The organism is Xenorhabdus lircayensis, from assembly GCF_016306625.1.
In the GTDB taxonomy this organism is placed as follows: domain Bacteria; phylum Pseudomonadota; class Gammaproteobacteria; order Enterobacterales; family Enterobacteriaceae; genus Xenorhabdus; species Xenorhabdus lircayensis.
Genome location: NZ_JACOII010000006.1, coordinates 40,534 through 60,532, shown reverse-complemented (window position 1 = coordinate 60,532; position 19,999 = coordinate 40,534). Strand labels below are relative to the sequence as shown.

17 protein-coding genes are annotated in these 19,999 nt (G+C 43.0%); 6 read left to right on the top strand and 11 right to left on the bottom strand.

The genetic code is table 11. From position 1 onward, the window contains the following. The first annotated feature begins 3 nt into the window (after positions 1-3). Positions 4-273, top strand: coding sequence for a cell division topological specificity factor MinE (gene minE / locus H8A87_RS00685; RefSeq protein WP_198688115.1), 270 nt, complete (start codon positions 4-6; stop codon positions 271-273). 471 nt (positions 274-744) lie between these two features. Here minE and rnd read toward each other — a convergent pair whose 3' ends face one another. The 5 genes from rnd to H8A87_RS00660 form a co-directional block, all read right to left on the bottom strand. Further along, positions 745-1,875, bottom strand: a complete 1,131-nt coding sequence (rnd, locus tag H8A87_RS00680) for a ribonuclease D (protein ID WP_198688114.1) — start codon at positions 1,873-1,875, stop codon at positions 745-747. Positions 1,876-2,053: 178 nt separating this feature from the next. After that, the gene (gene fadD, locus H8A87_RS00675; RefSeq protein ID WP_198688113.1) at positions 2,054-3,745 is read right to left on the bottom strand and encodes a long-chain-fatty-acid--CoA ligase FadD; all 1,692 of its coding nucleotides are present in this window, start codon (positions 3,743-3,745) and stop codon (positions 2,054-2,056) included. 455 nt (positions 3,746-4,200) lie between these two features. Beyond that, on the bottom strand, positions 4,201-4,767 hold the full coding sequence (locus H8A87_RS00670; RefSeq protein ID WP_232369985.1) for a Slp family lipoprotein: 567 nt from the start codon (positions 4,765-4,767) through the stop codon (positions 4,201-4,203). Between the two features lie 174 nt (positions 4,768-4,941). Continuing rightward, entirely contained in the window at positions 4,942-5,637 is a 696-nt protein-coding gene (gene tsaB, locus H8A87_RS00665) for a tRNA (adenosine(37)-N6)-threonylcarbamoyltransferase complex dimerization subunit type 1 TsaB (protein WP_198688112.1), read from the bottom strand. Between the two features lie 63 nt (positions 5,638-5,700). Further along, positions 5,701-7,617, bottom strand: a complete 1,917-nt coding sequence (locus H8A87_RS00660) for an ATP-dependent DNA helicase (protein WP_198688111.1) — start codon at positions 7,615-7,617, stop codon at positions 5,701-5,703. Between the two features lie 100 nt (positions 7,618-7,717). Here H8A87_RS00660 and H8A87_RS00655 point away from each other — a divergent pair, with 100 nt between their 5' ends. Next, positions 7,718-8,062, top strand: coding sequence for a RidA family protein (locus tag H8A87_RS00655; protein ID WP_198688110.1), 345 nt, complete (start codon positions 7,718-7,720; stop codon positions 8,060-8,062). Between the two features lie 97 nt (positions 8,063-8,159). On the opposite strand, the gene mdtI is transcribed toward H8A87_RS00655, so the two are convergent. From mdtI to zwf, 3 genes are all read right to left on the bottom strand, one after another. Then, positions 8,160-8,492, bottom strand: a complete 333-nt coding sequence (gene mdtI / locus H8A87_RS00650) for a multidrug/spermidine efflux SMR transporter subunit MdtI (RefSeq protein ID WP_198688109.1) — start codon at positions 8,490-8,492, stop codon at positions 8,160-8,162. A 1-nt stretch (position 8,493) separates the two neighbouring features. Next, the gene (gene mdtJ / locus H8A87_RS00645) at positions 8,494-8,880 is read right to left on the bottom strand and encodes a multidrug/spermidine efflux SMR transporter subunit MdtJ (protein ID WP_198688108.1); all 387 of its coding nucleotides are present in this window, start codon (positions 8,878-8,880) and stop codon (positions 8,494-8,496) included. 1,149 nt (positions 8,881-10,029) lie between these two features. After that, positions 10,030-11,505: a glucose-6-phosphate dehydrogenase gene (gene zwf, locus H8A87_RS00640; RefSeq protein ID WP_198688107.1), complete on the bottom strand. Its 1,476-nt coding sequence runs from the start codon at positions 11,503-11,505 to the stop codon at positions 10,030-10,032. A 464-nt stretch (positions 11,506-11,969) separates the two neighbouring features. Here zwf and H8A87_RS00635 point away from each other — a divergent pair, with 464 nt between their 5' ends. Both H8A87_RS00635 and pyk read left to right on the top strand, forming a co-directional pair. After that, positions 11,970-12,818: a MurR/RpiR family transcriptional regulator gene (locus H8A87_RS00635; protein WP_198688106.1), complete on the top strand. Its 849-nt coding sequence runs from the start codon at positions 11,970-11,972 to the stop codon at positions 12,816-12,818. A 173-nt stretch (positions 12,819-12,991) separates the two neighbouring features. Then, on the top strand, positions 12,992-14,434 hold the full coding sequence (pyk, locus tag H8A87_RS00630) for a pyruvate kinase (RefSeq protein WP_198688105.1): 1,443 nt from the start codon (positions 12,992-12,994) through the stop codon (positions 14,432-14,434). 544 nt (positions 14,435-14,978) lie between these two features. Here pyk and lpxM read toward each other — a convergent pair. The 3 genes from lpxM to znuA form a co-directional block, all read right to left on the bottom strand. Beyond that, the gene (gene lpxM, locus H8A87_RS00625) at positions 14,979-15,947 is read right to left on the bottom strand and encodes a lauroyl-Kdo(2)-lipid IV(A) myristoyltransferase (RefSeq protein ID WP_198688104.1); all 969 of its coding nucleotides are present in this window, start codon (positions 15,945-15,947) and stop codon (positions 14,979-14,981) included. Positions 15,948-16,070: 123 nt separating this feature from the next. Continuing rightward, positions 16,071-17,384 carry a murein DD-endopeptidase MepM gene (gene mepM / locus H8A87_RS00620; protein WP_198688103.1) on the bottom strand — a complete coding sequence of 438 codons (1,314 nt, stop codon included), beginning with the start codon at positions 17,382-17,384 and terminating at the stop codon, positions 16,071-16,073. 20 nt (positions 17,385-17,404) lie between these two features. Beyond that, the gene (gene znuA / locus H8A87_RS00615) at positions 17,405-18,361 is read right to left on the bottom strand and encodes a zinc ABC transporter substrate-binding protein ZnuA (protein ID WP_198688102.1); all 957 of its coding nucleotides are present in this window, start codon (positions 18,359-18,361) and stop codon (positions 17,405-17,407) included. Between the two features lie 52 nt (positions 18,362-18,413). Between znuA and znuC the strand changes: the two genes are divergently transcribed. Beyond that, positions 18,414-19,196 (top strand): zinc ABC transporter ATP-binding protein ZnuC, encoded by a 783-nt coding sequence (gene znuC, locus H8A87_RS00610; protein ID WP_198688178.1) that lies wholly within the window; start codon positions 18,414-18,416, stop codon positions 19,194-19,196. Continuing rightward, positions 19,193-19,984 (top strand): zinc ABC transporter permease subunit ZnuB, encoded by a 792-nt coding sequence (znuB, locus tag H8A87_RS00605; protein ID WP_198688101.1) that lies wholly within the window; start codon positions 19,193-19,195, stop codon positions 19,982-19,984. Before znuC ends, znuB begins: the two co-directional genes overlap by 4 nt. Positions 19,985-19,999: the final 15 nt, after the last annotated feature.

Sequence of the window (19,999 nt, the reverse complement as noted above, 5' to 3'; positions counted from 1 at the left end):
CGCATGGCTTTGTTAGATTTCTTCCTGTCGAGAAAAAAACCGACAGCCAATATCGCCAAGGAGCGGCTACAAATCATCGTGGCAGAGCGGCGCCGTGGTGACTCTGAGCCTGCCTATTTGCCTGAAATGAAACGGGATATTCTGGCTGTGATTTGTAAATATGTACAAATCGATCCAAATATGCTTTCTGTACAGTTTGAGCAAAAAAATGATGACATATCTGTACTAGAACTGAATGTAACATTACCTGAGGTTGAGGAATCGCCAAAATAACAGCATCAAATGGCGCTATTTAATTTAATGCTCTGATTTATCAATAATAAATCGGGATGTTATGACATCCCGATTTAAGATCCACAAACACATTGACTGAGTTTTTTTATTCAATTTTTCGCCTGTTTTCCCACTTTTTACATTCCCTTCTTCATATTCATTATACAAATAACGAATAGTAGGCCACTCATATCCATACGTTACCTTCTGAAACATAACCCTTAAAAATTTCACTCAAAAGAAGTAACTCATGCAGAATATTGATTTCAATCTCTACTATAAAACACCTACAGTTCATGTCGTCGAGTGCAATATTATCCGTGGTTCACTGTCAGTGAAAATGAGAATGATACTGCCGCTGAAATAACGGCACAAACATAGCTCTACTTCCCTATCTTCCCTGCCTGTGTATCAGACAGGGAATCAAAACCGCAATATTTAAATGGTACGGTGACCGTTAATGCTCTGACGTTATTGCTCTGAATAGTTTGCCAATATTCCGGCGATAGATTCAGCCAGCAACTTTCCACGCCAGCCTCTGAGTAATTCAGGCTGACACGCCGGCGATTTCAGTTTCCAATGCCAGCAGAGCAGTTGATTGATTTGTCGGCGAGAAGCCAGCAATTCTGCGCTGAATTGGTGAGATTCACTCACCTGAGTAACCGATGATTTAATTTCCTTAAAAACCTTGCGATAATCCGGATAATCAATCAAATTCGTAAGTTGCTCCGGACACTCTTCTTCTGGAATATCTCTGCTCTCCGCAACCATTGCCAGCAATCGGCGGCCATGACAGCGGATTTCCTGTCCGCTCAATCCCAAAGCATCCAATTCACCCAAAGAAGTCGGCATATAACGGGCAACCTGCCATAAATTTTCTTCACGGATCACAAAATTGATCGCAAGATCACGCTCTCGTGCCTGATTTAATCGCCATGCAGCCAATTTTTTCAAACAGGCCAATTGTTTTGGGCGCAATTGCCATGCATTACCAATATCCTTATAAGCGCACTCCGGCATTAATACTTCTTGACGACGTTGGGCAATCAGATCACTTTCATCTTTTGCCGCATCCAAGTATCCCGCCTGCTCTGTTTTTTTCATCAGAATATCGGCGAGTGGTAATAAGTAGTAAACATCTGCCGCAGCGTATTCACATTGCTTTCCGCTCAACGGACGAGCCAACCAATCGGTACGGGATTCACTCTTATCCAATGCTACATGCAGATATTCAGCAACCAATGTTGCAAAACCGCACGATATAGGATGACCCGTAAAGGCTGCCAATACCTGAGTATCAATCATAGGCTCTGGCAAACAGTGAAAACTATTCACAAAAACCTCTAAATCCTCACTTCCGGCATGGATAAATTTTAATACGTCTGGATCAATCAATAACTCCCTAAAGGGCTGCCATTGCGAAATTTCGAGGGGATCAATCAGAGAAAGCTGTTCACCATCAAACAGTTGTATCAAACCTAATTGGGGATAATACGTCCGTGTACGTATAAATTCAGTATCTAGTGCAATTCTTACGTGTTTTTTTGCCCGCTCACAGATTGACTGCAATTGCGCATCGGTAGTAATCAACTGATAATTCAAAACATCATTCTCTTAATCATTCATAAGACGAGCACAACAACGCCGGTAAAAACCGGCGTTGTTGATGTGATAGGCAATCTTCAAACATTTCATTTACCTTTATACCCCATCTTTTTCAAGTGGCTGCTTTGCTGGCTACCTATGATTTAAAATCAATTGGGTATAGAAATAAACGTGATCAATTTATAGCAGCATTATTCGCTTTTGCTAATTCTTCGTTGCGTAGTTCTTTGCGAAGAATTTTACCTACGTTAGATTTTGGCAACTCATCACGGAATTCAATGAGTTTTGGTACCTTATATCCCGTCAGGTAACGACGGCAATGTGTCTTAAGTTCATCCTCAGTTAAACTGAGATCTTTACGAACTACAAATATTTTGACAGCTTCTCCCGAGTTTTCACTCGGAACGCCCACTGCTGCCGACTCTAACACTTTCGGATGGGAAGAAACAACATCTTCTACTTCATTTGGATAGACATTAAAACCGGAAACCAGAATCATGTCTTTTTTCCGATCAACAATGTGAAAAAAACCTTTTTCATCTATGTTGGCAATATCCCCTGTCGCCAACCAGCCGTCTTTCAACACCTCATCCGTCGCATCAGGACGGTTCCAGTAACCTTTCATCACCTGTGGCCCACGTACCCACATTTCACCCACTTCGCCCTGTGGAACTTCATTGTCATCATTCCCTATCAGCTTGATTTCTGTCGAAGCGACTGGGAAGCCAATACTGCCACTGTAATGAGCCGAGTTATAAGGATTAGCTGAAACCAGAGGGGAACATTCTGTTAGTCCATAACCTTCCAGTAGAAGACAACCGGTCAGATTTTGCCATTTTTCGGCCACAACTCTTTGCACAGCCATGCCGCCACCAACAGATAAGTTTAATGAGGAGAAATTCAGCTTCTGGAATTCTGGGTTATTCAGCCAAACATTGAATAGCGTGTTAACACCCGATAGTGCAGTGAAGCGATAACGCGATAGTTCTTTGACCGTGCCGTTTACATCGCGAGGGTTGGTAATCAACAGATTTTGCCCGCCCAATTCAATGAAGAACAAGCAGTTTATTGTCAAAGCAAAGATATGGTACAACGGCAATGCAGTTACCACTAACTCTTGCCCAGGCTTCATTAACGGAGAATAATTGGCTTTAGCCTGTTCGAGGTTTGCCAACATATTACGGTGAGTCAGCATTGCGCCTTTAGCTACACCAGTGGTTCCACCCGTATATTGCAGAAACGCCAAATCATCACCTTTCACATCCGGTTTGACATACTGCATGCGATAGCCTTTGTGCATCGCACTACGAAAAGAAATGGCATCCGGTAAGTGATACTTAGGCACGAGCCGTTTAACGTATTTAACGACGAAATCGACAAAAGTTCCTTTCGGACGAGAGAGTTGATCTCCCATACGCGTTAAAATAACGTGTTTGATTTGTGTGTTGAAAACAATCTTTTCTAAGGTATGCGCAAAGTTAGAAACGATAACAATGGCAGATGTCCCGCTGTCATTAAGCTGGTGTTCCAATTCACGTGGGGTATAGAGCGGGTTAACATTTACAACTATCATCCCTGCGCGCAGAATGCCAAACAGTGCTACGGGGTATTGCAGTAAGTTTGGCATCATTAATGCCACGCGATCCCCTTTTTTCAACCCCAGCCCATTCTGTAAATAGGCAGCAAAGGCACGGCTACGCTCTTCCAATTTACGGAAAGTCATTACCTCGCCCATATTAATAAATACGACTTGATCGGCATAACGCGCCACTGCATTTTCAAACATTTCAATCAGAGACGAATAACGGTCGGGATCTATCTCTGCCGGAACATCTGCCGGATAATGTTTTAGCCAAACTTTTTCCAAGTTGAATACTCCTGAAATCTAATTGCGGTGTAACCACTGACCATAAAACAAACTAGACCTGTATATTTAACAAATTATTAACTCAGCGTACCAGTTTGAAAAGAAACAATGTTCAGGTTGGCGATACACATCACTAATTTAATACAATTAATTACTGCCAAAAAATAAGGCAGCTTCTGCCGCCTGCGTATTTTTATTATTTATCAATAACTTAATTAACTTAATAACACTTTGAGTTATAATTTATTGATTATACACTTATTTACCATTTTTTGACTTAAAGTAACGTTATTATTCCAAATGGTTATAAGTAGAATACCCCAATAAAAGCTAATTATTAAGAATAGAATTTAAGATCGGATTCAGTGCATAAAATGACCTCAGTAACCATGAAGCCATTTTATGTTGTCTTTACCCATTCGATTGGCAGGTAGGTTTACTCAGTTAAAATCGGTTCAACTGGACGCAGGTTGGAATGGTGAATATCCCCCCCAATACGGGGCATAAGGGTTACTATAATAGCCCCATGAATCAGGGCCAACAGCAGAAGGCAAAATCACTCGCTGAGATTCATTCCAGCGTTTAAAACCCGAGACATTCATCACAACGTAATTATACGGACTATTGCCTACTTTTCCCTTTTCTATACCAGTGATTAAACCCACGACAGTCACATAATGATCTTTAAAATCACTAGGTTCTAAGAAAGTATTCACGTAGGCATAAATTCGCCCCAGAGAAGGTGTATCCAAACGTGGGGCTGCGTTGTCCGCCAAGTGCATAGCAGAAATTTCCAACCGAGTCTGATCTTTTTCATTTAAGACACTGAGTACCTTCCCACCAAAGCGTCCCTCATACCCAATATATAATTCAGGTGCATTTTTGACAGGAAACAGATTCTCTACAGGCGTTTTGGTCGTTCCCTTGATGACCTCAGGAACCGATACACAACCTGCAAGCACCATTATTCCCAATAACATCGCTGCTTGCAGTATGCCTCGATAATGTGTTCCATTGAGCATAAATCCTCCGACTCAAGAAAAGTTGACCCAATTAACTACTATTTAATCAACATTGTCTTAATTAACTTGGTTCAATTAACTATGATTAATCCACTATAGTCTGATTATCTATACTCATGGACACCGCTTCCTGCTACAAGTTGCATGAATTTTATTGCACGAGGCAGAAGAACTTTAACGACCCGGTAATTTTTTCCATGTCACTTCATTACGCAGATAGACAGGTTCAGCATGTTCAACCGCCGTCGCTTCCCCCGCGTCCCACATCTGAACCGCCAGTGGCAGCATATCTTCCGCATGGGGCAAGGTAATATCACTGGCTACCAGTGTTAAATGGCTGTCCAATAATTGAGGATATGATTCCCATCCTGTTCCAGCAATCGCCCATTCACCTGGCAGAGAATTCATAATCTCTTGTACCTGTTCCGGCTTCAAAACCGCTTCCGTTTCATCTCCTTGCCATTTACCTTGTGAATTACGGGTATATTGTCCCCAATAGATTTCGCCCATGCGTGCATCAATGGCAACCAAAACGTTTGTTGCCCCTTTCAGACGAAACGCCCCTTGCGCCATCGTTTTCAGGGAAGAAACACCAAGCATCGGCAATTCGGCGCCCAATGCCAGACCCTGGGCAATGCCAACACCAATCCGCACGCCAGTAAAACTACCCGGCCCACGACCGAATGCCAACGCATTCAATTGTTGCAGACTCACGTTGCCCTTTGATAATACTTCTTGAACCATCGGTAAAATACGTTGAGTGTGCTCTCGTGGGGAAATTTCAAACTGTGCCTCAACGGCACCTTTATTCCAAAGTGCAACAGAACAGGCTTCAGTTGCAGTATCAATAGCTAAAATCCGCGTGGACATGCCTTAACTCCGGCAAGAATAGAATTCGAAACAAGGGGCTATACTAGCATAGCCCCGACAATTTTACTCTGACTGTGATGGACGTGATTTCAGAAACGTTATCGCTTTTGATAAATCACGGGTACGAAGTGCTGGTGGCAGGCTCTTAAGAAAAACTTCACCATACGGACGCATCACCAATCGGTTATCACAAATCACAACAACACCATAGTCATCAATATCACGAATCAGGCGCCCAACTCCCTGCTTCAAACTGAGCACCGCATCAGGCAGTTGAACTTCATTAAAAGCATCGCCGCCCTTAAGCTGGCAATCTTCAATACGTGCCTTAAGCAGTGGATCATCCGGTGCGGTAAACGGCAATTTATCAATAATGACACAGGACAGCGCATCACCACGGACGTCTACTCCTTCCCAAAAACTGCCTGTAGCCACCAGCAGTGCATTACCCGCTGAAATAAATTGTGCCAGCAATTGCCCCTTGCTCGTTTCTCCCTGCACCAATACCGGCAATGTCATACTGGCACGGAATTCTTCCGCCAAATTGCGCATCATTTGATGGGAAGTGCAGAGGAAAAAGCAACGTCCTTTATTACTTTCAATCAATGGCTTCAACATACGCACCAGCCATTTTGCCCCACCATTCTGGTTCGGTGATGGCAAATGGCGCGGCACACACAACAGCATCTGGCGCTGATAATCAAAGGGACTTGGCAGAAGCAGCGTCTGGGCTTGCTTCAGTCCCAAACGCTCCGTGAAATGATCGAGCTGTTCATTGACCGACAAAGTTGCCGACGTAAAAATCCAACAGCCTGATTGTTCACGGATCATCTCACTGAACTTATCAGAAACAGATAACGGCGTCAGTGCCAGCAGAAAATGCCGCCCATAACTTTCGAACCAGTAGCTGTAATTGGGGATGGTGACATCAATCAGACGTTTAAGACGATTACGATAAATCGTTGCCCGTTCAAAAGCCGCATCTAGCATGGCTGAACGCCCTAAAGATAGCTTCATTACGTCATAACAAAGTTCAAGGGCATCGTCCATCCGTACCAATGCCCGCTGAACCTGTTGCTGCTGCAAAGCTTCGCGAAGATTGCCCCGATAACTGCTTTCTCCCAACGACAGGCGAAAATCCTGCGCACTTTGGCTAAGACGATCAGCACTTTTTTGCAACTGAGCCTGATCCCGCACTTCAATACGGTAAGCCATGGTGATATCACGCGATAAATCCATCAATTGGCGGCTACTCAGCTGCTGACCAAAATATTGGCTGGCGATATCAGGAATTTGGTGTGCTTCATCGAAGATCACTACATCAGCCTTCGGAATTAATTCCCCAAATCCAGTATCCTTAACCACCATATCTGCCATAAATAGATGATGGTTAACGATCACCACATCCGCTTCCATCGCTTTGCGGCGGGCTTTCAAAACAAAACATTCCTGATAGCGTGGGCAATCGCTGCCAAGGCAATTATCATTAGTACTCGTGACCAACGGCCAAACAGTGCTATCTTCCGCCACTTGATAGCATGTGCTGATATCACCCTCTTCCGTTTGGGCTGACCAATGTCTCAGTTTGATCACTTCCGCCAATATCTCAGCTTCCAACTGAGAATTACCGATTGACTGTTGTTCGAGGCGTTCAAGGCATAAATAATTTGAACGCCCTTTTAATAGAGCCAAATTACCCGTAAAGCCCAAAGCACCAACGATGGTAGGGAGATCTCGACTGTAGAGCTGATCCTGCAACGCCTTGGAGCCAGTGGAAATGATCACTTTTTTTCCGGAACGCAAAGCAGGCACCAAATAAGCAAATGTCTTACCCGTTCCTGTTCCTGCTTCCACCACTAATTGCTGCTGTTTTTTGATCGCAGTCGAAATAGCTGAAGACATTTCCCGTTGAGCATCACGCGGCTTAAAACCCGGTATGGCTTTGGCAAGTACGCCATTTTTCGCAAAATCGTCTGACACGAACTGTCTCTTTCAATAAAATGTGGCAGAATTATGCCAATACTGAGGTGTAATAACCACCCAATTCAGCAAAAAACTGTATGAATTAACAGGAGACTTAATGACTATTAAACGCATTGATCCAGATACCCGTTGGTCTGAGGCGGTCGTTTACAATGACACCATCTATTATACCAGCGTGCCAGAAAAGCTGGACGGCAATATCACAGAGCAAACCACCGATACACTGGCAGCCATTGATACCCTGTTACATCGTCTTAACTCAGATAAGAGCAAAATCTTGGATGCTACGATTTTCTTGGCGGATAAAGCCGATTTTGCGGGTATGAACACCGCTTGGGATGCGTGGGTGATTGCTGGAAGCGCACCTGTCCGCTGTACCGTTCAGGCAGAACTGATGAATCCAAAATATAAAGTAGAAATCAAAATTATCGCAGCCTTATAACCTGAATTCATCACAACTCATAGGGCATTGAAGGAGTTATCGCTCACTCAATGCCATTTTATGGATTGAATTTAAGGTATGGAACGCAAAATAAATGTTAAGCCATTTTAATTATTGCCATACCAATCAACAGCAGCACAATACCGCCCCATCCCTTAAAATTCAGTCGTTGATTAAACATGATCCAGCCCGCTGCTACTGTAGCAATAATGCCGAATGCCCCCCACAGAGCGTAAGCGATAGAAAGTTCAATTCCTTTAACAGCCTGAGCCAATGCACTGAATGCACCCAAAACAGCGACCAGAGATAAAATACCGATCCATAAACGCTGAAAACCATTGGATAATTTCAATAAAATATTCGCTACAATTTCCAGAAAAACAGCCAGAACCAAGAACGCGGCATGCCACCATTCAAATTGAGTTAACATATTATGCCTCCCTGATTTGCTTATTTGAAACCTTGTTTGAAGTGTTATTTGAGGTATGATTTGGGGCTTTTTTCGCACCAATTTTGATCAATGCAATCCCTGCTATCAGCAATGCTAATCCACCCATTTTCATCAACGACAGTGTCTCATCAAACCACAGTACACTAAAAGCGGTAATAAACAGGATACCAATGCCTTCCCATAGAGCATAAGCCACGCCCAAGGCCACTTTTTTCACGGCAAGCGCCAGCAAAATATAAGAAGTTGTAATCATGGTGTACATCACGATCATGCCTGTAAAATCACCCGAAACGCTGGCGTGTTTCATCGACAGAGTACCAATAACTTCTGCCACTATCGCCAGTGCAAGAAATATCCAATAAATCATTTTTTTCTCCTGAACATACTGATAAGCATGCCAAGATATCAAGCGGTAAATGCCAACAAGATTAGGCGTAAATACAAATACGCAATATCAGAATCAAACTGACTTTTTAGCGAAATATTTTGGCAAATGGGGATTGCCGGTGAAAAACCGGTTAACAGGAGAAGCCCCTAAAGGGCGCCGCACCAATAGTGCTCACTAGATAAGATAGTTGAGAGGAAAAAAACGTGGGTACAACGTTGAATTTTATTACTGTGTTGAATGTTGACGCTTTTGGCGCTATTCATGATATTTTATTCTTTCATCACACGATGATCACTATGCGATATACTACGAACCCTCATATTAGTTGTGGAAATTAATGACATATTTCTACCATAGTCCAAAGTAAAAATCAATGAGTAGATTTATTTATTATTTTCATTCATAACAATTTTCTCTGCAGATCTAAAACCTTCAACTTCATGAATTCACATACCGAACTCAATTGATAGAACCAATCATATTTTATGCAATACAACTCATCTTACAACCCAGTTGGTTTAAACAATTTTTGGGGCAAGATATGATCGGTAGCTTTAAACTTTAATACCGGATCACCACTAGGGCGATAATGTCCGCTCCGATTATTCCATGTCATTAACTTACCATTATTGAAAAAAAGCTCCCCCGCCAACAGTACAGAATATCTTGTGTAATCGATATCTTTATCCTTTGGCAAGGTGCCATTTTTATCACAACGATACCATAGAAGCCTACCTTTAATTAATGACGTATGGCCTGGAATCGGAAACTGCGTGTTATCGCAAAAACCACATACGACTATCTTTCCTGCCTATTGAATTTCACTCAGCCACTCAAGCTCAATTAAGTAACGTAATGAAATTTTTTTGATGTGACGAATATCAAAAACATTTAAAAAAGTAAATTTACTTTGATATTGTTCATGCGGAAAGCCTTGTGGAACAACCCCACCGCCATCGGATTTTATGGTTGCGGATAAGGGTTACGATAGCGAAACCTTCAGTTGTACCGTCAAACAACAGAGAGCAACGCCTGCCATTCCCTACAAGAAAAATAGCCGAATATCAAGTCCGGCTATTCAAGTAGTTTTATATTAATAGAGTGAATGCAATCTCATGAATACACAGGTTACTCAAATTCATTCCATGAACGCCCATCACGAGTAATCATAGCGATAGAAGCCACAGGCCCCCAAGTGCCTGCTTGATAAGGCTTCGGAGGTTCATTATCCGCCGCCCATGCTTCCATGATGGAATCCACCCATTTCCAGGCTTCTTCTACTTCATCACGACGGACGAACAATGCCTGAATGCCACGCATAGCCTCCAACAGCAATCTTTCGTAGGCATCCGCAAGGTGCGTCTGATTGAATGTTTCGGAGAAGCTCAGATCCAGTTTGGTCGTCTGCAACCGGTGTTTATGCTCCAGCCCTGGTGCTTTATTCAGCACTTCGATATCAATACCTTCATCTGGCTGTAAGCGAATCGTCAATTTGTTCTGTGGTAATTGCTGGTAGGATTCAGCAAACAGATTCAAAGAAGGCTCTTTGAAATAGACAACAACTTCGGAACATTTAGCTGGTAAACGTTTTCCGGTTCTCAAGTAGAAAGGTACGCCAGACCAGCGCCAATCATCAATATCGACACGAATCGATACAAAAGTTTCCGTTTTACTGGCTTTATTTGCCCCCTCTTCCTCCAGATAACCAGGAACTTTCTTACCATGCACGAAACCTGCGGTATATTGCCCACGAACGGTTTTTTCCCGCACGTTGGTCTGATCAATGCGACGTAATGAACGCAACACTTTCACTTTCTCATCACGAATTCGGTCAGCCGTCAGGTCAGCCGGTGGCGACATGGCAATCATGGTCAGGATTTGCAGAAGGTGGTTCTGGATCATGTCGCGCATCTGACCAGCCTGATCAAAATAACCCCACCGCCCTTCGATACCGACTTCTTCAGCAACGGTGATTTGCACATGATCAATCGTGCGATGATCCCAGTTATTGACGAACAGTGAGTTGGCAAAACGCAGTGCCAGCAGGTTCAATACAGTTTCTTTACCTAAATAATGGTCAATGCGGTAGATTTGGCTCTCATTGAAATATTTTGCTACTTCATCATTGATTGATTTGGAAGAAGCAAGATCAGTTCCCAGAGGTTTTTCCATCACAACGCGGTTGGGCTCCTTATTCAGCCCCGCAGCTCCCAGCCCATGACATACTGAACCAAACGTATTTGGCGGCATGGCAAAATAATGAATAGTCGGCAAGTTGTCTTTATTAAGTATTTTTGCCAATTCGGTAAAATGTTCCGTTTCATTAACGTCCAAATTACAGAATTCCAGCCGTGAACTGAGCTTCTTCCACAATTCTGGATCCAATTTCTCGGGCATAAATGTAGTCAACGCTTCTTCAACGACTTTGGTATAGGCTTTTTTATCCCAGTCAGCACGACCAACGCCGATAATTCGGGTATCTGGATGGATATAACCCGCTTTTTCTAACTGATAAAGGGAAGGCATTAATTTCCGGCGGGCTAAGTCTCCTTTCGCCCCAAAAATTACCAAATCACAAGCCTGAGCTGTAGACGTCACCGCCATGTTGCATCTCCTCAATTACGGGATATTGTAATTTTTTTACAGAACCTGCGGGTAATGTACTCTTTTGGCTATAAGCAGTAAACACTGATTATTCGTATACTCTTCATCATTTCACGTTGCTGCTTGGTTGGCTGCAATATGGAATCCATTGGTCACAATCCAATCAAATGACTCTCATATCCCGTTTTCTGTACACTGTTTTTACATTTATGCTAGTTTTGTATTTATATTGACATATGGTCGGATTTTATACCGAATCGCGACAACTGAATGAAAATTTACAACGTTTAAGAAGTAATCTTACCAAGTTGAAAGTTAGACACTTGTCATATTTTCATGAAAAATAGCAAGTTATCCGATTGTTGCCACTGCCAGCTTTCAATAACAAGTAGTATATTTTCATGAAAATGACATAGATTTCTCCTGTTAATGAAATCGTTAAAACCGAGGTTGAACTGCGTTTTATGAACACACTGGAACGGCTCCAAAATAGTCTTGATGTTTTGAGTAAGTCAGAGAAAAAGGTTGCGCAGGTCATCCTTGCTTCACCACAAACTGCCATCCATTTAAGTATCGCCACCTTGGCTAAAATGGCGAATGTGAGTGAACCTACGGTTAATCGTTTTTGTCGTAGCTTGGACACCAAAGGATTTCCCGATTTCAAATTGCATCTGGCACAAAGCCTTGCCAATGGTACGCCTTATGTAAATCGCAACGTGGAAGAAAGTGACAGCGTCACCTCTTATACTAACAAAATTTTTGAATCAGTCATGGCGAATCTAGAAACGGTCAAGAGCAATCTGGATATTGCAGCAATTAACCGCGCTGTTGATCTGCTGACACAAGCCAGAAAGCTCTCTTTTTTCGGTTTGGGAGCATCAGCCGCTGTAGCCCATGATGCCATGAACAAATTTTTTCGCTTCAATATTCCGGTGACCTATTTTGACGATATTGTCATGCAACGAATGAGCTGCATTAACAGTACCGAAGGAGATGTTGTCGTGCTGATTTCCCATACAGGGCGAACAAAAAACCTCGTAGAAATCGCCAAATTAGCCCGCGAAAATGATGCAACAGTAATCGCTATTACTTCAACAGGTTCCCCATTGGCACAAGAAGCTAGCCTCTCCATTCTGCTTGACGTTCCCGAAGATACGGATATTTATATGCCAATGGTCTCCAGAATCGCACAACTTACTATCATTGATGTGCTGGCAACCGGTTTTACACTGCGCCGGGGCTCAAAATTTAGAGATAACTTGAAGAGGGTCAAAGAAGCGTTGCGTAATTCGCGGTTTGATAAGCACGAATAAAACAGAAAAATAGACTGTGTTTTTGTTCACTATTTATCAACTCTCCAGACTGATAGCATATGGAGATTTTCCCCCTTCTGCACTATTCACAGTATGGGGTTGATAATCAAGAAGTTAAATGGTTATCCTACGGTAATCGAAAACTCATACTTCACAGGTCAACGGAGTAATACATGTCCAGACGGCTCAGAAGAACAAAGATCGTCACTACACTTGGCCCGGCTACAGATCGTGACAACAATCTAGAAAAAGTTATCAGCGCGGGAGCTAACGTCGTCCGCCTTAATTTTTCTCATGGTACTGCGGAAGATCATATCCAACGTGCTAATAAAGTGCGCGAAATCGCTGCCCGCTTGGGCTGCAACGTTGCCATTCTCGGTGATCTTCAAGGGCCCAAAATACGCGTATCCACTTTTAAAGAGGGCAAAATATTCCTGAATATTGGGGATAAATTCCTGCTGGATGCCAATCTGGGTAAAGGAGAAGGAGATAAAGAAAAAGTCGGTATCGACTATAAAGGTCTACCGGCTGATGTTACGACCAGTGATATCCTGCTATTGGATGACGGGCGGGTTCAATTGAAAGTCCTGGATGTTCAGGGCATGAAAGTCTTCACGGAAGTGACTGTAGGAGGTCCACTTTCCAACAATAAGGGCATCAATAAACTAGGTGGTGGATTATCAGCCGAAGCACTGACGGCAAAAGATAAAGAAGATATCATCACAGCGGCCAAAATTGGTGTTGATTATCTTGCTGTTTCTTTCCCGCGTTCAGGTGAAGATCTGAATTACGCTCGCCGCCTTGCACGCGATGCTGGTTGTGAAACGCAAATCGTCGCCAAAGTTGAGCGTGCAGAAGCTGTCAGTAGTGATGAAATCATCGATGAAATCATTCTGGCGGCCGATGTTGTCATGGTCGCCCGCGGTGATCTAGGTGTTGAAATCGGTGATCCTGAACTGGTCGGCGTACAGAAAAAGCTGATTCGCCGTGCCCGTCAACTGAATCGTGTCGTGATTACTGCCACGCAAATGATGGAATCTATGATAACCAATCCAATGCCAACCCGCGCTGAAGTGATGGATGTCGCCAATGCGGTGCTGGATGGTACTGATGCCGTTATGCTCTCTGCCGAAACTGCGGCAGGTCAATATCCAGCAGAAACCATTGCGGCTATGGCGCAAGTCTGTCTGGGGGCAGAAAAAATGCCAAGCATCAATGTTTCTAAACATCGCTTGAATATTACATTCGATAGCATTGAAGAAGCTATTTCAATGTCCACCATGTATGCTGCCAACCACCTGAAAGGCGTCAAGGCAATTATTGCGATGACCGAATCAGGCCGCACGGCTCGCATGATGTCTCGCATTAGTTCTGGTCTGCCTATCTTCTCCATGTCACGCCATGAATCGACTTTAAACCGAACTGCCCTTTACCGTGGTGTAACGCCAGTTTATTGTAGCTCGCACACTGATGGGATCGCAGCTGCAAACGAAGCAGTGAATCGCCTGCGCGATAAAGGCTATCTCATCTCTGGGGATTTGGTGCTGGTGACTCAGGGCGATCAGATGGGAACTATTGGCAGTACCAATACTTGTCGCGTACTTGAAGTAGAATAATGATCAATAGAATATAGAAATAATGTAGGGCTGTGGTATCACCGCCCTATTCTTACCACAATAACCACCTCGCATCATGCCTTTAATCATATGAAATTAAAATCTACCGGAATAATTTGAGAAGGTTTCATCAATATGATCCATGTGGAGTATAATTTCTTTAAGTGTATTAAGATATATAAATCCTCTCTAACGAGACAAAGTAAACATTCAAGAAATCATTACTCTGGAACCAAACGGTACTATATCCGCATGTGATAAATATGTTAGTGTCAAAGGAAATAATTATGATTCAATAATAGACAATGATTTTAAACCCCTACTGTGGAGCAGGTAATTTATTGAAAAATACAAGATAAATTATAGCAGTATAATTTAAAAACTTATTACGCAAATGTAACTTTTGGTGCCTGAAAAAATTCTCCCACTAATCAAAAAACAATTATTCATTAGGGGGAGATGATTAAAATCATAGAGTATGATATATCTTTATACCCAATAAATTTGCACTTTCAGTGCAATAGCAAGCACATCATACGTTCAATCAAAGATCCTTTCTTTTATAAGGCTCAATATCTCCTTCTTTCCGCGTCTTGAGCAATTTTAAGATCCAAGTATATTGTTCAGGATTAGGCCTAACCAAATCCTCTAATTCCTCATTCATGCGACGGGCAATATAAACATCATCCTGCCCTGCAATATCGTCCATTGGTGGACGAATATAAATATCCAATTGATGGGTTTGGCAATTGTAGACCGGAAATAGTGGAACAACGGCTGCGCGGCAAACTTTCATTAGACGACCGACCGCAGGCAGTGTTGCTTTGTAAGTGGCAAAAAAATCGACAAATTCGCTGTGTTCTTCACCATGATCCTGATCGGGTAAATAATATCCCCAAAAGCCCTCACGTACCGATGCAATAAAGGGTTTAATTCCTGCATCACGGGAATGCAAACGTCCACCAAAGTGTTGGCGAGCTTTATTCCACAAATAATCAGCGACAGGATTGCTCTGATGGTTAAACATACCTGATATTTTGTAACCACGTGCTGACAAAAGCATGGCAGGAATATCAATTGCCCACCCGTGAGGAACCATTAGGATGACATTTTTCCCTTGTGCTTTTAATGTATGAAAAATTTCCTCACCGTGCCACTGAGTGCGCTTCAACGTTTCTTCAGCGCCTTTCAGGCAAAGCTCCACCAGCATGACAAATGACTGGGGCGCACTGGCAAACATTCTGTCAATCAAGTCTTCGCGCTGTTGTTCCGTTAACTCAGGAAAGCAATAAATTAAATTGATTTTTGCCCTGCGGCGAGCACTTTTCGCTTTTCTACCCGCCCAAACACCTATCTTGGCTAACAATGGATCACGCCATTTTACTGGGATATAAGCTAATCCGGCCAATACTCCCATACCAGCCCAAAGCCCCCAATAGCGAGGATGCAAATAAGAGCGATGAAACCTAGGGACATATCCCAATTTACTATCTGTATCTTTCTCTTTATTCATGAGCTAACTCTGATGATTCCGATATTCGCTTTCAAAACGCAAGTTTCCAACAAAAAATAACACAAAAGCGGATGATATCAATCATCCGCTTTTGTGTCTGTCTATAATCGAACGACTGTGCATTCAATCTAGCAATAATTGAGGTCTAATATCCTTAACCATTGCTATATATTCGGTCCGTTCTTTGCCGCTTAACCCACCAGAACGCGGTAATTTTGCAGTGAGTGGATTAACAGGTTGCTGGTTATCCCAGAATTCAAAATGTAAATGTGGACCCGTTGAACGACCTGTGCTTCCTGATAACGCAATCCGTTCACCTCGTTTCACTTTCTGGCCTGGTTTTACCAATAGTTTTCTCAAATGCATGTATCGAGTGGTATATTGGCGACCGTGCCGGATAGCGATGAAATTACCTGCCGCTCCATCAAATTTGGATACAATCACTTCTCCATCACCTACTGCAAGAACTGGGGTTCCTATGGGCATAGCAAAATCAACCCCTTTATGTGCGGTGATCCGCCCGGTTACCGGATTTAAGCGGTGTGGATTAAACGAAGATGATACTCTGAACTGTTTAGTTGTCGGAAAACGCAAGAAACCACGTTCCAGCCCAGAAGCATTACTATCATAAAAACGGCCATCATCGGCACGGAAGGCATAATAATCATTTCCGCCACTTTGCAAACGAACGCCCAACAACTGGCTCTGTTCACTTTTTCCATCAAGCATTTCACGGGACATCAGCACAGAAAAACGATCGCCTTTACGTAATTTACGGAAGTCTATCTGCCATTGCAGCGCTTTTGTCACTTCTCTGGCTTCACCGCTAGTTAATCCAGAGATAAGAGCACTACCATTAAAACTGCCATCGACGGTGCCCGCAATAATACTATTTTTCCATTCCCCTTTCTGGAATTCTTTCGTTTCGTTGAAAGTATCCCCTTCACGGATATAAGTGCGGGTTTCACGGCGTGATACACTCCACGTCAACGTTTTTAAATTACCATTCTCATCAATGCTCCATGATAATGACTGACCGATGCCTAAATTACGCAATGCCCTATATTGATTCGCCAACAAGGCTACATCAGAGGAGTCAATCCCAAACTGAGTTAGAACCGAACTTAAAGTATCACCATTGGAAACAACATATTGATGGGGAACATTTGCTGTTGCATCAGAACCGCTCTCTTCATCTCCAATTCCCTCATCGGGGAACTGCTCATTAGCATCCCCGACGGCATCATCTGTCGCATCAGGGATACTATTGGGAGTAGTGAGAATAATGTTACCTGCCCGTTCTTCTCTCTCATGGTAAATAACCGGCCTCCACACGGCGACAGCCAAAGTGACTAACGTTAAAGATCCAAGCATGATCTTGTGTGGTTTGGGCAGGTTGTTGTATACCAAAATGATAGTTTTAGCTATCTGCTGCACTAATAAAATTCCTTATTGTACTAATTCAGGCAGCTCGCATATTGTCCTGACAACTGAGTTATAAATTTCATATAGCTGTCTTTATTCAATACGATGCCACTTCCCAAAGGGTCAAGTATTCCGATACGTACATCAGTACCTTTTGCTACAGCATGAATAACGGCTGGCCTGAATTGAGGTTCAGCAAAAATACATTTCACTTTCTGCTCAACCAATTGTGTTCGTATGTAGTGTAATTTTTGCGCTCCGGGCTGTATTTCAGGATTGACCGTAAAAACCCCCAGTGGCGCTAATCGATAATGTTTTTCAAAATAGCCATATGCGTCATGAAAAACGAAATATCCCTGTTCCCGCACAGGTTTTAAAATACTAGCAATATTCTTATCAGTTTGTGCAAGCTGTCCATTGAATTTACGTAGGTTTACTTCTAATTGTTGCTTTTGTTGAGGGTACTGCTCAACAAGTTGATCATATATTGCCTGAGCCGCTTTCTCTGCAATTTCTGGAGAAAGCCAAACATGCATATTATATTCACCGTGATGGTGAAGTTCGTGATCAGTTTCATGTTTATGCTGATTCGATTCACTTAAATCATTATCATCTTCACTATTCTTCAACAAGAATGGCTTAATTGTGGATAATCCAGCCAATGCCAGTTGTTTATTCCGTTCAATTTTAGCTATCGGCTTCGCCAAAAATGTTTCCATATCTGGGCCAATCCAGACAACCAAATCAGCCTGATTGATTTTCCGGACATCCAAAGGCCGTAAAGCATAATCATGTGGTGAAGCACCATCAGGCAAAAGCACCTGAGTATTTGTTACACCATCAGCAATGGCCGCAGCAATAAAACCCAATGGACGAATAGTTGTGACAACATCTGCCTGTGCAGAGCAATTCACTCCTGCCACTAGTGCGGTAACTAGCGCGATTTTACGAAAAAATTTATGCGCGTATTTCTGTGGTTTGTGTAACATAATATAAATATTCCATGCAGCAAATTGAGTAATGTTATACTATTACATTTCAATGATTCTGCAAGACACTTTTAACACGTCAATTATGATTACCCTAAAAAATATTACGGTTGAGTTTGGTAACCGCAAGGTATTAAAAAATATTTCTTTCAACCTCAAGCAAGGAAAAATCCTGACGCTAATTGGCCCGAACGGGGCAGGAAAATCAACGCTGGTTCGTGTCGTTCTTGGCTTAGTCCAGCCCACTTCGGGCACTATCGAACATAGCTCTGCGTTGAAAATTGGTTATGTTCCGCAGAAGCTTAACCTTGATCCCACTCTCCCTCTGACGGTTAAGCGTTTCATGATGCTAAGACCCAACGTGAAATCAGCAGATATCATGCCGGTATTAAATCGGGTCAAGGCGGCACATTTATTGGCGCAACCCATGCAGAAGCTGTCAGGTGGAGAAACCCAGCGAGTGTTACTTGCCAGAGCCTTGCTCAATCATCCTCAGCTTCTGGTTCTTGATGAACCAACACAAGGTGTCGATGTCAACGGCCAACTGGCACTCTACGATTTGATTGATCAAATCAGAACAGAGCTTAATTGCGCTGTACTTATGGTATCCCATGACCTGCACTTAGTGATGGCGAAAACAGACGAAGTTTTATGCCTTAATCAACACATTTGCTGTTCTGGTACACCAGAAGTAGTGTCAATGCATCCAGAATTCATCGCAATGTTTGGGCGTCATGGTGCAGAGCAACTGGCGGTCTACCGTCATCACCACAATCATCATCATGATCTGAAAGGGAAAGTTATTTTGAAAAGCGATGGAGAACCACGTCGATGATTGAGTTATTACTTCCCGGCTGGCTGGCTGGTATTTTATTGGCAATTGCTGCAGGGCCTCTCGGTTCTTTTGTCGTTTGGCGCAGAATGTCCTATTTTGGTGACACGCTGGCACACTCATCATTGCTCGGTGTTGCATTTGGTTTCTTACTGAATGTGAATCCATTTTATGCTGTTATTGCAGTTACACTGATATTGGCCATCATTTTAGTTTGGCTGGAAAAACGCCCACAATTGGCAGTAGATACACTGCTGGGCATTCTGGCTCACAGTGCGTTATCACTGGGTTTAGTTGTCGTCAGCTTTATGACCAGTGTACGAGTCGATATGATGGCTTATTTATTTGGTGATCTCCTGTCTGTCACTTATGAAGATATCTGGCTGATTGCAACAGGTGTCGCGATTGTTACTGGATTGCTGACATGGCAATGGCGCGCTCTGCTATCGATGACAGTTAGCCAAGATCTGGCGTTTGTCGATGGCATTAAAATTCAGCGCCTGCGTGTACTGCTGATGTTAGTGACAGCATTGACCATTGGGCTGGCAATGAAATTCGTCGGGGCGTTAATTATTACTTCCCTGCTGATTATCCCGGCCGCTACCGCCCGCCGCTTCTCGCGCACTCCTGAGCAAATGGCCGTTTTTGCAATTTTTGTCGGTATGTTTTCTGTCACGGGAGGATTAACTTTATCGGCATTTTATAACACACCAGCGGGGCCTTCTGTTGTGCTTTGTTCGGCTATGTTATTTGCATTGAGTTTAACGTGTAAGGCGAGAGCTAATTTTTAGCTACAACGCAAAATC

Excerpts from the sequence above, each read along its gene's own strand:
- mdtI (WP_198688109.1), bottom strand. The coding sequence starts at position 8,492 with ATGTTAACTCAATTTGAATGGTGGCATGCCGCGTTCTTGGTTCTGGCT.
- lpxM (WP_198688104.1), bottom strand. The coding sequence starts at position 15,947 with ATGAATAAAGAGAAAGATACAGATAGTAAATTGGGATATGTCCCTAGG.
- znuB (WP_198688101.1), top strand. The coding sequence starts at position 19,193 with ATGATTGAGTTATTACTTCCCGGCTGGCTGGCTGGTATTTTATTGGCA.
- tsaB (WP_198688112.1), bottom strand. The coding sequence starts at position 5,637 with ATGTCCACGCGGATTTTAGCTATTGATACTGCAACTGAAGCCTGTTCT.
- minE (WP_198688115.1), top strand. The coding sequence starts at position 4 with ATGGCTTTGTTAGATTTCTTCCTGTCGAGAAAAAAACCGACAGCCAAT.
- zwf (WP_198688107.1), bottom strand. The coding sequence starts at position 11,505 with ATGGCGGTGACGTCTACAGCTCAGGCTTGTGATTTGGTAATTTTTGGG.
- H8A87_RS00670 (WP_232369985.1), bottom strand. The coding sequence starts at position 4,767 with ATGCTCAATGGAACACATTATCGAGGCATACTGCAAGCAGCGATGTTA.
- znuC (WP_198688178.1), top strand. The coding sequence starts at position 18,414 with ATGATTCTGCAAGACACTTTTAACACGTCAATTATGATTACCCTAAAA.
- pyk (WP_198688105.1), top strand. The coding sequence starts at position 12,992 with ATGTCCAGACGGCTCAGAAGAACAAAGATCGTCACTACACTTGGCCCG.
- mdtJ (WP_198688108.1), bottom strand. The coding sequence starts at position 8,880 with ATGATTTATTGGATATTTCTTGCACTGGCGATAGTGGCAGAAGTTATT.
- H8A87_RS00635 (WP_198688106.1), top strand. The coding sequence starts at position 11,970 with ATGAACACACTGGAACGGCTCCAAAATAGTCTTGATGTTTTGAGTAAG.
- H8A87_RS00655 (WP_198688110.1), top strand. The coding sequence starts at position 7,718 with ATGACTATTAAACGCATTGATCCAGATACCCGTTGGTCTGAGGCGGTC.
- znuA (WP_198688102.1), bottom strand. The coding sequence starts at position 18,361 with ATGTTACACAAACCACAGAAATACGCGCATAAATTTTTTCGTAAAATC.